Source organism: Hartmannibacter diazotrophicus, from assembly GCF_900231165.1.
In the GTDB taxonomy this organism is placed as follows: Bacteria; Pseudomonadota; Alphaproteobacteria; order Rhizobiales; family Pleomorphomonadaceae; genus Hartmannibacter; species Hartmannibacter diazotrophicus.
Map to the genome: position 1 here is coordinate 4,877,114 of NZ_LT960614.1, position 13,348 is coordinate 4,890,461.

A 13,348-nucleotide genomic window follows, 5' to 3' on the forward strand; every position below is an offset into this window, starting at 1 on the left:
TCATGAGGAAATTGAATTTCCTCTGACGCAGCCCGCCGTGTCACGCTGGATTCATTCCATGGAGATCCGAGGCATGCGCGACACGTCCGCCATCGTCCACTCGCTCGACCGGCGCCGGTCCGGTCATTCCCTGCCACGCGAATTCTATACCGACAGGGACATCTACGACCTCGATCTGGAGGCCGTCTTCGAGGAAAGCTGGCTGATGGCCGGCTTCACCTGCGAACTGCCGAAGCCGGGCAACTATCTCGCCATGACGATCGGGCGGACGCCCGTCGTCATCCTGAGGGACCGGTCGGGCGCGACCCGCGGCTTCTTCAACACCTGCCGCCATCGCGGCGCCCAGCTTTGCGCCGACGGGGCAGGACGCAGCGCCAAGCTCGTCTGCCCCTATCACCAGTGGACCTACGACCTTGACGGCAAGCTGCAGCATGCCGGCGAGATGCCGGAGGATTTCGACGCGGGCGCCCATTCCCTGCTGCCGATCCATGTCGAGGTGGTGGCCGGTGCGATCTACATCTGCCTTGCCGACGAGGCGCCGGATTTCGCGCCTTTCCGCAAGTGCCTGGAACCCATGCTCGCGCCCATGGGGCTGGAGAATGCCAAGCTCGCCCATTCCTACGTGCTGGTGGAAAAGGCGAACTGGAAGCTGGTGATGGAAAACGGACGCGAGTGCTATCACTGCGCCGCCTGTCATCCCGAGCTCGGCGTCTCTTTCCCGGTCGGCGTGCGCGACGACATGAGCACGGGCGATGCGCTGCAGATGCAGGCCTATCGCCAACGCATGGCCGGGCACGGCCTTTCCATCGGCCCCGAGGACGGCTCCTGGTGGCAGATTGCCCGCTTCCCGCTCAACGAGGGCTCGATCACCATGTCGCGTGACGGCCTGCCTCTGGTGAAGAAGCCGCTCGTCGATCTCGACGGCGGCGATGTCGGCTCGCTGCGCTTTGCCATCGAGCCGCACAACTTCTGCCATGCCCTCGGCGACTTCGCCTTCATGTTCTCCGCCTATCCGGTCAGCCCGGAGGAGACCCATGTCGTCGCCAAGTGGCTCGTCCACAAGGATGCGGTCGAGGGTGTCGACTACGACCTCGCAACCCTCGTGGAGACCTGGGACAAGACCAATCTGCAGGACCGCGACCTTGCGGAAAACAACCAGCGCGGCGTCAACGGCAAGGGCTATGTGCCGGGCCCCTACAGCCCCAGCGCCGAATCCTTCGTGATCCGCTTCGTCGACTGGTACTGCGAGCGCCTGCGCGCCCATATGGGCGTCGCCTCGGCGCGGATATCGGAAGTCGCCTGATGACCATGACGGACGAAAGCATGAGCCGCGAGACGATGGACGCACCGGCAATGGCGACCGTTCGCTTCGAGCCCGACGGCGTCGAGGTGGTCATGGAGCCGGACGAGACGATCCTCGAGGCGGGGCTTCGGGCCGGAATCGCGATCCCCTGCTCCTGCTGCGAGGGCATGTGCGGCACCTGCCGGATGCAGAAACTCTCCGGCGAGGTCGACATGCAGCAGAACGGCGCCCTCTTCGACGACGAGGTCGAGGCGGGCGAAATTCTGGCCTGCTGCTCGCGCCCGCTCGGAGCGGTGGTGGTACGGCTGCCATGACGGGCGGTTCCAACCTGTCGCCGGAAACGCTTGCCATCGGTCACGGCTACGACCCGGCAACGGCGCTCGGCGCGGCCAAGCCGCCGGCCTATCTCGCCTCCACCTTCGTCTACCCGTCCGCGCAGGCCGCCAAGGACCTACATCAAGCTTTCTTCGACGGCGCGGACAACGGCGCGACCGGCTATATCTACGGCCGGCTCGGCCATCCCGGCCTCGACATCGTCGAGACGCGTCTCGCAGCCCTCGACCGGGGCGAGGCCTCCGCGATCTTTGCCACCGGCATGGCGGCGATCTCGGCCGTCTTCCTTGCCTTTCTCGCCCCCGGCGACGTGATCCTGCACAGCCGTCCTGTCTATGGCGGCACCGACATGCTGATTACGAGCGAGCTGTCCCGTCTCGGCATCCGGTCGGTCGGGATCTCGGACGGGATCGACCGCTCGGCGCTGATGCGCGACGCCGAGGCTGCAGCAGATGCCGGGCCGGTGCGGGTCATCTGGGCCGAGACGCCCGCAAATCCGACCGCAGCCCTCGTCGATCTTTCGCTCCTTGGCGAGGCCGCCGACAGGATCGCGGAGCGGCAGGGCTTTCGGCCCCTGATCGGCATCGACAACACCTTCCTCGGTCCCTTCGTCCAGACGCCGCTGGCGCTTGGCGCCGATCTCTGCATGACGTCTCTCACGAAATATGCCGGCGGGCACAGCGACCTGCTCGCGGGCGGCATCTCGGGCTCGGAGCAACTGATAAGCCGACTCAAAGCATTCCGTACTCTCGTCGGTTCGACGCTCGACGCCCATTCGGCCTGGCTGCTTGCCCGCTCCTTCGAGACGATGGCACTCCGCACGGAACGGGCGGCCGACAATGCCGCCAAGATCGCCGCCACGCTGCGCGGCCATCCGAAGGTCGCCTCGGTCACCTATGTCGGCTTCACGCCGCATCAGTCCGTCCTGGAACGGCAGTGCCGCGGCGCCGGCTCGACCTTTTCCTTCCGACTCTCCGTCGACGAGGCCGAGGGCGAGGCGGCGGCCTTCCGCCTGCTCGATGCCCTCAAGGTCATGCGCGTCGCCGTCAGCCTCGGCGGCACCGAGACACTGATCTGCCACCCGGCGACCACGACGCACTATGCCGTGCCGCGCGAGCGGCGCGTGGCGGCAGGCATCACCGACGCGACGCTGCGCATTTCCGTCGGGCTCGAAAATGTCCGCGACCTCACCTCGGACCTTGAAACGGCACTGGAGGCCGTCTGATGACCGTGATCGATGAAAGCTCCATCGCCGGCAAGTTTCCGCCGCCCGAAAGCGAGGTGGATGTGCTCGTGGTCGGCGCGGGGCCGGCCGGCCTTGCCGCCGCGACGGATCTCGCCGCGTCCGGCCTCTCGGTGCTGCTCGTCGACGAGAACCCGGTCGACGGCCAGCTCATTGGCATGGACGTGCCGCTCTTCTATGGCGGCCGCGCCGACGCCGGCGTGCAGAATTCCGCCCGCATGATGGAGCGGATCTTCGAAAGTAACCCGGCCATCGAGGCCGCCTTCGAGGCAGGTGTCGACGTGCAGCTCGGTATCACCTGCTGGGGGCTCTACCTGCCGTCCGAAGGCTCCCGCGAGCTTCCCGGCCCCATCGCGGGTCTTGCCGACCAGACCCGCGCCTGGACCGTCGGCTTCAAGCGCGTGGTGCTGGCCACCGGCGCCCGCGATCTCGTCACCTTCTTCGACGGCGCCGACCAGCCGGGCGTCATGGGCGCCGCCGGCCTTCATGCGTTGCTGACGAAATACGATGCCTTTGACGGCCGTCGCATGGTTGTCTTCGGCTCTGGCGATCTCGCCCTCGCGTCAGCGGAACTCGCTCTTTCGAAGGGTGTGGAGGTCGCTGCGCTGGTCGAGGTCGCCGCCGAACCGCAGGGCGATCCGGACCGCATCGCCGCGTTGTCGGCACAGGGCGTTTCGATCTTCTACAACACCGTGATCGCGTCCGCCAAACGCGGCGCCTTCGGCGTCGAGGCGGTCGAGATCGTTGCCTCCGACGGAGTTGGCGAGAGGCAGACGATCGAGTGCGACACCGTCTGTCTCGCACTCGGCCTCGTGCCCGTCGTTGACCTGTTCGACGTCGCCGGCGCGAGCCTTGTGCTTGACGGCACGCGTGGCGGCTTCGCGCCGGATACGCCCGATGGCGTGACCACGACCTCGCCCCTCGTCTTCGGCGCCGGCGACTGCATGGGTGTCGGCGTGGCACTTGCCGATCCAGAAGCCTCCGAGGCCCATGGCCGGCAGGCGGCCGCGGCGGTCAAGGCATCCCTCGGCCTTGCCGCCGCCACGGCCCTCGCCGCTCAATTCCCATCAGGCGCAGACCAGCTGCCCTATCGCCGGATGGTCATGGAAACGCTGCTTGCAACCGGTGGCACCGACGTTCTCGCCTGCCAGTGCGAGGAGGTGACGCGCGGCGACCTGCTCGGCGTTCGTGCCCCGCGCTATCTCGGCGATCCGACCGAAAAGAGCCTTTGCCACGACTTGAAGGATCTGGCCAAGGCCGGCCCGCTCAGCCACGACCAGATGAAGCGCCTCACCCGCGTTTCCATGGGCGCCTGCCAGGCGCGGCGCTGCCGCGAGCAGGTGGCGATGCTGATGGCGATCGGCGCGGATCTGCCGACCGACGCGGTCCCGCTCGCCGGCTACCGCGCGCCTGTGCGCCCGCTGCCGCTCGGCGTGCTCGCGACGCTGGAGGAAATGCCGGACATGGCCAAGCATTGGTCGGTCTGGTTCGCGATCCCGACCCAGTGGATCCCCTACGACCTCATCGGCACGCCGGAGGAATTCTCCTTCGTCGACGAACACACGCACCTCTGAGGACGCAGCGATGCAGACGGCAGTGACAAACAACGCAGGTGACCGGCAGGGGGCCTCGGTCATCGTGGTCGGCGGCGGCGTCACCGGCCTTTCGGCGGCATGGTGGCTGGCGCGTTCCGGCGTCGACGTCCTCGTCCTCGACAAGGGCATCGTCGGATGGGAGGCCTCGGGCCGCAACGGCGGCGGCTGCACCCACTACAACAGCGCGCTCTTCCACGAGGAGCAGCGGCTCTGGCCGATGATGGACGAACTTCTCGGCTATCCGACCGAATATTGCCGCGAGCGCATCATCTTTGCGACCGACGAGCATTTTTATCGCGTCTACAAGGCGATGGGCGAGACCATCGGCGGCCTCGGCTACGATTGGGAGCTGCTGGATGGCGACGAGATCCGGCGCCGCGTGCCGCTGGCTGGTGCGACGGCGCTCGGCGGCATCCATCTTCACGTCGGCGGCCATGCCAACCCGCAGCGCACCGTGCAGGCCTATGCCTGGGCCTTGCAGGATCTCGGCGGGCGCATCTTGCAGCATACGCCCGTGACTTCGATCCGCATGGAGGGGGGCAAGGTGACGGGGGTGGAGACGCCGGCGGGCTTCTTCGGCTGCGACCACCTCGTTGTCGCCAGCGGTCCGCAGATCGGCGAACTCATGGGGACGATCGGGATTGACGTGCCGGTTCGCTCCGCCCGCGCCGAGATGATCGTCACCGAACCGCTGCCCCTGATGCCGCTCGGCGGCGTCGACGGCAATGGGCTCTACGGTCGCCAGACCCTTCGCGGCAATCTTGCCTATGGCGGGGGGCCGCACGAGTGGGTGGACCTGCCCAAGCGCGGCGAGGCGCCGGCGCGGCCCTCGACCCCGCTCGCGGCAAGCCTTGCCCGCCGCGTCGTCAACCTCTTCCCGAAGGCCGCCCATGCCCGCGTCATCCGAAGTTGGGCCGGCATCATCGAGAACACGCCGGACGGTCGCCCGATCATCGACCGGCTCGCCGATCCGGGCAATGTCACGCTCTGCACCATGTCGGCGGTCGGCTTCGGGCTCTCGCCGGCATCCGGCCATGCGATCCGCGATCTTGTCGTCGACGGCGCCTGCTCCTTCACCGATATCTCCAAATACGGCCTATCGCGCTTCGACGGGCTGGAGGCGGATTGGGCGGAGAAGAAGGGCTGGGTCGCCCGCGAGGAGATGGCGGAAAGTCCCAGTGCCGTACGGCATGTGGCGTGAGGGAACTGATGGATGGAAAGGGAGAAGCGATCGCTCAGTTGCGATCCTACCCGCTCTCTACGCTTCTCCATCGTCATTGCCGGGCTTGACCCGGCAACCTACTCGCATTTCCGAGAGGCGATGAACCCAACTGAGGCAACGGCGCCGTCCAACAACTGACAACCTCCGATGCCACCCCGAGATTGGGTCGCCGGGTCAGGCCCGGCGATGACGATGAAAAGGTTTGGTTTCTTTCGGCCCCGTCTTCCTCGTAGACCCTGATTTTCCTTTTCTCCCAACGAGTTCCGCCATGTCCAAATCCAAGAAGGTCTTCGTCATCGGCGCCGGCATCAACGGCCTCTGCACGGCCTGGGCGTTGGTGCGCCGGGGCTATGAGGTCGAGGTCTTCGAGCGCGGCGGCATCCCCAACCTCGTCTCCAGTTCCTACGACGAGCACCGCATCACCCGCCACGCCTATGGCACGATGCACGCCTATGCCGACAAGATGCCGGAGGCCTTCCGGCTCTGGGAGCAGCTATTCGCGGACATCGGCGCGCGCCATCTCGACGAGCGGCCGCAGATCCTCTTCCAGCGCGGCCCCGAGCCCTGGGTCGATGCCTCGATCGTCGATCTGGACCGCTTCGGCCTCGGCTGGCGCGACTTGTCCCTTGGCGAGGTCGCGGACAGATATCCGATGATCCGCATGGACGGCATGACGCGCGCTGTGTCGATTGACGGGTCCGGCATTCTCTTCCCGATCCGCATCCTGACCGACCTCGTGGTGCATCTCGGCGCCAAGGGCGTGACATTTCACCAGAGCGCTGACGTCTCCGACATCGACCCCGAAAACGCACGCCTGACCGTGGGCGGCACCGTCCACGAGGCCGACCATCTCGTCATTGCGGCAGGTGCCTGGGTGTTGCGGCTGCTCCCGGAATTAGCCGGCGAAGCAACGCCGTCGCGGCAGGCGGTGCTCTTTCTGTCTCCGCCTGTCGAGCTTGCCGCCGCATGGCGCGAGGCACCCATCTTCCTCGATCTCGGCAACGACAGTACCACCTACATGCTGCCGCCGCGCCCGGGCACGCGGCTGAAGATCGGCGACCACATCTTCACCCGGCAGGGTGACCCGGATGCGCCGCGGGTTGCCACCGACGAGGACTGCGCCCGGCTGATGGACTATGGCACCAGGGCGCTCGCCGGCTTCGACCGCTACACGATCCTGGAGCGCAAGGCCTGCTACTACACGGTCACCGACACGGAGGATTTCGTCATCCGCCCGGTCGGCGGCAAGGCGACTGTGGTCTCCGCCTGTTCCGGCCATGGTTTCAAGCTGGCCCCGCACTCGGGCGAGGAAGCCGCGCGGCTGGTCGATGCGGCGGGGTGACGGTCAGGCGAGCGGCCGCCCCTTGCGGAACACCATCCGCTCGCGCGGCGTCGACGCGACGGCTTCGGAGAGGTTCTCCGCCTTGACGGCAACGAGATCGGCGGGAGAGCCCGGCTCCAGCGTCACCGGGGCCAAGCCCATCACCGCGCGGCTGTGCGTCGTCACCAGATCGAAGGCGAGCGCCAGGTCCGCGTCGCTGGCAAAGCCGGCGCGATAGCCGATCACCGCCGCCCGTTCGAGCAGATCGCCGGTGCCGAAGGGCGACCAGGCATCGCGGATGTTGTCGCAGCCGGAAAAGACCCTGACGCCCGCCTCGATCAACGCCTTGATCGGCGGAATGGCGGCATTGCCCGGCCCGTTGGTCATGATCGAAACGCCGCCGCGTTGAAGTTCCGACGCGGTCGCGGCAAGCTCGCCGGCGTCGACCATGCCGAGGGCATAGGCATGGCTGACAGCGACATGGCCCTGCATGCCAAGCGCCGCGCTGCGCCGGGCGATCTGCTTGAGTTCGAAGGTGCCGAGCAGCCCCGGATCGTGCAGGTGGATGTCGACGCCCCGGCCATGCTTCTCGGCAAGCTCGAAGACGGTATCGAGATGGCCTTCCAGATCGTTGTCGATGCCAGCCGGATCGAGACCGCCGACAAGGTCGACGCCGAGGCTCAGCGCCTCGTCCATCATCTCCCGGACCTTCGCGGTCAGGCCGCTCTGGGGAAAGGCGACGAACTGGATGTCGACAAGGCCCGCCACCTCCTCGCGCAGCGCCAGCAGATCGTGGACGTGGGAAAGGCCGATCTCCTCGTCGATGTCGATATGCGAGCGCAGGGCCAGCGTGCCGTAGCCGGCGATCCGGTCGATCAGCTTGCATGCGCGGACCTTCATCGGCATCTCGCGTGCGGCCGTGGCCCGCTCCTTGCGCTCGGCGGCGATCCGCGCGGCGACCGTGTGGCCTTCCACATGCGGCCGCCAGGGCAGGCCGAGGAAGGTCTTGTCGAGATGGATGTGCCCATCGACGAAGGCCGGCAACAGCAGGCGGCCTTCAAGGTCGAGCGCCTCCGTCGCTTCGTTCACCGTCGATGCGGGTTCAATCGAGCCGATGACGCCCGCACCGAGAACGACGTCGAACAGCCCCTCGCGGTCGGCCAGACAGACATTGGCGAGACGAAGCAATGTCGTTCGGTCGTCGGGTGTCTTCAACATGGAGCGTGTCCTGTCAGCGTCGTGTGATCCTTGCGGAGGGTCCCGCATGCGAATGCCATGCCCTTCGGCACCGGCGACTGTGATCGGATTTCGGGAGCCAGGCAACGACGGCGCGGTCCGGTCGGCATTCACATCAGATTGACCGCCCGCCCGGGCATGGCCGGCAAATGCCTGCACAGATTCTCGGCGCACTGATGTAAAATTCGGCGCTCCCGGTCGACGCCTTGGTGCGGAGGTTGGATCGGCGCGCGCCGATGCGGTCTGCGAGACCCGGTCAGGGCCGCCGAATTGGGCCGCCGATGATCAATTCTGTGCTGGTTCGTTTGAGATTGTTCGAATAAGTTCATTTCTGTTGCAAATGGCACGCGGCATGCAAAGGCACTACCGACCAGCCGTGTCGGCGCCTCGCGCCGGCCTCATGCTCTTTGTCGCGTCGACCATCAACTCCAGGGGGTTTGCCATGCCGCAGACGCTTTCGACATCCAAGGGAACCCACCGCCGGGGCCTCATGCGCGGCTCTGCCTGCGCGGCGGTCCTGACGGTTCTTTCCGCGCTCCCGGCGAGCGCCACCGAGATGACGCTCAACCTCGCCTCGATGAACGATCCCTTCGGCGCGGCGATGGCCAAGCTCGCCCCGACGATCAAGGACAAGACCGGCGTCGACATCAAGGTCGACATCATGAACTACGGCGAGCTGATGACGAAGACGACGGCCGACTTCGTCGGCGACACGGGCGGCTACGACATCGTCACCATGGACAATGTGCTGACCGGCCAGTATGCGACCAGCGGCCAGGTGATCGACCTCAAGCAACTGATCGAAAAGGACAAAGACGAGCTCGACCTCGACGACATCTATCCGGCCGTCATGAATTCGCTCGGCGGCTACGGCGACATGCAGGTCGCCTTTCCCTTCTCCGGCTATGCCAACGTGCTCGTCTACCGCACCGACATCTTCAAGGACGCCGGCCTTGAGGCGCCGAAGACCATGCAGGAGCTGATGGCCGACGCGATCAAGGTGACGGACCGCGACAAGAGCCAGTATGGCTGGGTCGCCAACGGCCAGAAGGGCCCGGCGGTGGCGCAGGACTGGATGCAGTATAACGCCCAACTCGGCGGCTCGATCCTCGGCGAGGACGGCATGCCGGCGATCAACTCCGACGCCAACGTGGCGAGCCTTGCCGTCTACAAGGAATTCTTCGACAAGGCGGCTCCTCCCGGCGCCGTCGACTATGACTGGGGCGGGCGCGAGGAATCCTTCCGCCAGGGCATTTCCGCCACCATGCAGACCTGGTCCGTGGGGGCTGCCGCCTATGGCAATCCGGAGCAGTCCAAGGTGGTCGGCAAGTTCGCCGTCGTGCTGGCGCCGCCCGGCGAGGGCCTGGCGCCGAAATACGGCATAGGCGGCTGGGGCCTTTCCATCAACAAGGACATTTCCGACGACCGTCAGGCGGCGGCCTGGAGCGTGATCAAGTATCTGGTCTCCAAGGAGGGTCAGAAGGAACTCGCGCTTCTCGGCGCTGGCGGCTACATCCGCAAGAGCACGCTCGCCGATCCGGAGCTTCTGGAAAAATACCCCTTCCAGCCGGTGATCGCCGAATCCTTCGAACATGGCGACGGCGACTATCGCCCGCGCATTCCCGAATATCCCGAGATTCAGGATATCCTCGGAACGGCCGTCAACGCGGTGCTTGCCGGCAATGCCGACCCGAAGGCCGCGCTGGACGATGCGCAGGCGAAGGCCGAGGAACTGTTCTGAGACGGCCCGAGGGGATGCAGCCTTCGCACTTGCGTGTGGTCGCCTTCCCCTCGATGTCCGGTCCAGCAAGGCCCGAAGGATGACCGCGATCTCATGACAGCCACCAGTTCGGATGCGATGGCGAATGACGCGGCGGCCCCTCAGGGCAGGCCAGGAATTTTGGCGCGCCTCTTGCCGCCGCACGAGCCCCTCGAGGCCCGCCGGCGGCTTTTTTTGCTCACCATCACCCTGCCGGTCGTCCTCTACGTTTTCGTCTGCTCGGTGATCCCGACGCTGCAGGGCCTGTTCTTCAGCCTCTACCGCTACAATCTCCTGAAGCCGCACCGGAATGCCTTCGTCGGCTTCGACAACTTCGCCCGCCTCTGGTCCGATTCCAGCACCCACGCCGCGATCGTCAACACGCTCGTCTTCACCGGGTCGGCGGTGGCGCTGGAGTTCGTCATCGGCTTCGCGCTGGCGCTGCTTCTCTGGCGCGACAGCCTCTTCAACCGGATCAGCCTTGCGCTCATGCTGGTGCCGGTCGCCGTGACGCCGCTCGCGACCGGGCTCATCTTTCGCGGCCTCCTGACGCCCGACTATGGCCCTATTGGTTACTGGGCGCGCACACTCGGCATTTCCGCCGAACGCGGCTTTCTCGGCACGCCCGAGACGGCGCTTGCTACCATCGTCGCCATGGATGTCTGGCAGTGGACGCCGCTGATGGCGCTGATCCTGCTCGCCGGCCTCAAGGCGATCCCGGCCTCCGTGCTGGAAGCCGCCGAAATGGATGGCGCAACGACCTTGCAGCGCTTCTTCACGGTCGTGCTGCCGCTGATGGTGCCGACGATCCTGCTCGCGCTGATCCTCAGGATGATCGACGCCACCATGGTCTTCGACACGATCTACGTCACCACCAATGGCGGCCCGAACGACGCGACCAACGTGTTGATGATCGCCGCCGTCAAGCAGGGCCTCGAATTCTTCAACGTCGGCAAGGCGGGCGCGATCTCGGCCCTGATGCTGGCGATGGTCGCCGTCATGGCGAACCTCTTCTTTCTCGCCATCAACCGCTATGACCGGAAGGTAGCGCCATGAACGCCGAGCGAGGCTCCCTGCCGGCCGGGCGCATTCTGGCCGGCCTTGCGGTCATCCTTGCACTGGCTGTCTTCCTCGGCCCGCTGGTCTGGATCGGCTCCACCGCCTACAAGCCGGCACGCGAAATTTTTTCCGTGCCGCCGACCTTCGCCTTCACGCCGACGCTCGACAATTTCCGCCAGCTCTTCTCGCTCTTCGATGTCGCGCTGCTCACCGGCAATAGCCTCAAGATCGCGCTCGGCACCACGGCGCTGGCGCTGCTGGTCGGCGTGCCCGCCGGCTATGCGCTGGCCCGCAGCGGCTGGAAGCACGCGGCAACCATCGCCTACGCCCTGCTCGCCATTCGCATGATGCCGCGCGTCGTGACGCTGATGCCTTTCTACCTGATGATGCGCGATGTCGGGCTGCTCGGCACCGTCTGGGCGGTGGTCCTCACCGACGCAACGCTGTCCGCCGGCTTCGTCGTCTGGATGATGTTTTCCTATTTCCGCGCCCTGCCGCCGGAGGCCGAATATGCGGCCCAGCTCGACGGGCGAACGGCCTTTGGCGCCTTTCTCTTCGTCGCCGTGCCGCTGGTGATCCCGGGCATCATCGCAAGTTCGCTGCTGTCGATCATGCTCGCCTGGAACGATTTCCTGACGCCGGTCTACCTGACGACGGCGGACTCCAAGCCGCTTTCCGTCGCGCTGCTCTCGGCCTACGGCACCAAGGACGTTTCCTGGGGGACGATGGGCGCGCTGGCGCATTTTTCGACGCTGCCGATTGTGCTGATGGCGCTGCTGCTCAACCGCTATTTCGTGCAGGGCCTGACCCGGGGCATGCACTGAGCAGGGGCAGACAGGCGGACAGCTTCCCGAAAGACGCCAACCGCTTTCTGGTCGTCTCCAACAACCCGAACCTCTCGTTTGTCGTCATTCCCGCGAAAGCGGGAACCCAGCCATCGATCAGCCTGACGGTTATGGAGAATCCCGCCGGGTCTGTCACAGTCATTCAATGGCAAAGATCATCCTTGCAGTGTGCTGGGTTCCCGCTTTCGCGGGAATGACGACAAAATCCGCGTGAGGATGTCGTGGCAAATGCCCGATTGGCGAATTGCCGGGCGGCCAATCTCTCAATCTCGAGTTCCGACCGCCTGTCCCGTTTCCGCATCGAAGAGATAGACCGCCTCCGGCGCCACGGTCAGCCCAACCGCGTTCGAGGCTGGCCGATAGCCGGACGGCCCCTGTGCCAGAACGCTGACGCCCTCCATTCGGCAATGAAGCACCGTCAGAGAGCCGAGCTCTTCGGAAAAGACATGGCTGGCCGCCAGCATCCCCGCGCCGGCGTCGGTGACGGTGACGCCTTCCGGGCGCAGGCCCACCACGATGCGCTTGCCGTGCCGGTCGCTGTGCACCGTGCCCGGCAGCGGAATCCTGCCGGCCTCGCCGACGATGGCCTCACGCCCGTCCGCGGAAATCCGCGCCTCGACGAAGCTCATCGGATGAGTGCCGACGAAGGAGGCGACATAGCGGCTCGCGGGCCGGTGATAGATTTCCGTCGGGGTGCCGACCTGCTCGATCCGGCCGGAATTCATCACCACGATCCGGTCGGCGAGCGTCATCGCCTCCACCTGGTCGTGGGTGACGAAGAGCGAGGTGACCCCAATCCGCTGGTGCAGGTCGCGGATTTCCGCCCGCATCTGCACGCGAAGCTTGGCGTCGAGGTTGGAAAGCGGCTCGTCGAAGAGAAAGAGCGCCGGATTGCGCACGATGGCGCGGGCCATGGCGACGCGCTGGCGCTGGCCACCGGAGAGTTGCGAGGGCTTGCGGTCGAGATAGTCGGAAAGGTTCACGATCCGCGCCGCCTCGGCGACGCGCTCCGCCCGCTCCGCCTTGGGAACGCCCGCCACCTTCAATGGATAGCCGATGTTTCCGGCCACGTTGAGATGCGGATAGAGCGCGTAGTTCTGGAACACCATGGCGCAGCCGCGCTTGCGCGGCGGCAGGTGGGTGACGACCTTGCCGCCGATCCGGATCTCGCCGGCCGAGGCGTCATCGAGACCCGCGATCATGCGCAGGAGAGTGGACTTGCCGCAGCCCGACGGCCCGAGCACGACGATGAACTCGCCCCTGGCGACCCTGAGATCGACGCCGCGCACAACCTCGCTGGCACCGAAGGATTTGCGGACGCCCGAAAGGACCAGCCCTTCCTCCGCAGCGTCTCCATCGGGCTTGCGCACCGCGTCCGTGACGGGCATTGCGTGCTCAGACATTCGCTCTCCTGGCGATGAAGGGGGAAAGG

11 protein-coding genes are annotated in these 13,348 nt (G+C 66.1%); 9 read left to right on the forward strand and 2 right to left on the reverse strand.

Translation table 11 applies throughout. The annotated features are described in order from the left end of the window. Positions 1–73 precede the first annotated feature (73 nt). The 6 genes from HDIA_RS22570 (at position 74) to HDIA_RS22595 (ending at position 7,038) form a co-directional block, all read left to right on the forward strand. The gene (locus HDIA_RS22570; protein ID WP_099558202.1) at positions 74–1,303 is read left to right on the forward strand and encodes an aromatic ring-hydroxylating oxygenase subunit alpha; all 1,230 of its coding nucleotides are present in this window, start codon (positions 74–76) and stop codon (positions 1,301–1,303) included. Then, positions 1,303–1,617, forward strand: coding sequence for a 2Fe-2S iron-sulfur cluster-binding protein (locus HDIA_RS22575; RefSeq protein ID WP_099558203.1), 315 nt, complete (start codon positions 1,303–1,305; stop codon positions 1,615–1,617). Before HDIA_RS22570 ends, HDIA_RS22575 begins: the two co-directional genes overlap by 1 nt. Further along, positions 1,614–2,861: an aminotransferase class I/II-fold pyridoxal phosphate-dependent enzyme gene (locus HDIA_RS22580; RefSeq protein ID WP_099558204.1), complete on the forward strand. Its 1,248-nt coding sequence runs from the start codon at positions 1,614–1,616 to the stop codon at positions 2,859–2,861. Before HDIA_RS22575 ends, HDIA_RS22580 begins: the two co-directional genes overlap by 4 nt. Further along, positions 2,861–4,453: an FAD-dependent oxidoreductase gene (locus tag HDIA_RS22585; RefSeq protein WP_099558205.1), complete on the forward strand. Its 1,593-nt coding sequence runs from the start codon at positions 2,861–2,863 to the stop codon at positions 4,451–4,453. The genes HDIA_RS22580 and HDIA_RS22585 overlap by 1 nt, the downstream gene beginning before the upstream one ends. Before the next feature lie 22 nt (positions 4,454–4,475). Then, entirely contained in the window at positions 4,476–5,675 is a 1,200-nt protein-coding gene (locus HDIA_RS22590; RefSeq protein ID WP_210202873.1) for an NAD(P)/FAD-dependent oxidoreductase, read from the forward strand. Positions 5,676–5,964: 289 nt separating this feature from the next. After that, the gene (locus tag HDIA_RS22595) at positions 5,965–7,038 is read left to right on the forward strand and encodes an NAD(P)/FAD-dependent oxidoreductase (RefSeq protein WP_099558207.1); all 1,074 of its coding nucleotides are present in this window, start codon (positions 5,965–5,967) and stop codon (positions 7,036–7,038) included. A gap of 3 nt (positions 7,039–7,041) precedes the next feature. On the opposite strand, the gene HDIA_RS22600 is transcribed toward HDIA_RS22595, so the two are convergent. Further along, complete coding sequence (locus HDIA_RS22600; RefSeq protein WP_099558208.1) at positions 7,042–8,235, reverse strand: amidohydrolase family protein; 1,194 nt, start codon at positions 8,233–8,235, stop codon at positions 7,042–7,044. A gap of 460 nt (positions 8,236–8,695) precedes the next feature. On the opposite strand from HDIA_RS22600, the gene HDIA_RS22605 reads away from it, so the two are divergent. The 3 genes from HDIA_RS22605 to HDIA_RS22615 all read left to right on the forward strand — a co-directional run bounded on the left by HDIA_RS22605 (position 8,696) and on the right by HDIA_RS22615 (position 11,895). Next, positions 8,696–9,994, forward strand: a complete 1,299-nt coding sequence (locus HDIA_RS22605; RefSeq protein WP_245884037.1) for an ABC transporter substrate-binding protein — start codon at positions 8,696–8,698, stop codon at positions 9,992–9,994. A 93-nt stretch (positions 9,995–10,087) separates the two neighbouring features. Continuing rightward, a complete protein-coding gene (locus HDIA_RS22610) occupies positions 10,088–11,068 on the forward strand; it encodes a carbohydrate ABC transporter permease (protein WP_245884039.1) in 981 nt (326 codons plus the stop codon). Continuing rightward, complete coding sequence (locus HDIA_RS22615; RefSeq protein ID WP_099558209.1) at positions 11,065–11,895, forward strand: carbohydrate ABC transporter permease; 831 nt, start codon at positions 11,065–11,067, stop codon at positions 11,893–11,895. The genes HDIA_RS22610 and HDIA_RS22615 overlap by 4 nt, the downstream gene beginning before the upstream one ends. Positions 11,896–12,179: 284 nt before the next feature. On the opposite strand, the gene HDIA_RS22620 is transcribed toward HDIA_RS22615, so the two are convergent. Beyond that, positions 12,180–13,319 (reverse strand): ABC transporter ATP-binding protein, encoded by a 1,140-nt coding sequence (locus HDIA_RS22620; RefSeq protein WP_281259967.1) that lies wholly within the window; start codon positions 13,317–13,319, stop codon positions 12,180–12,182. Between the last annotated feature and the right edge of the window lie 29 nt (positions 13,320–13,348).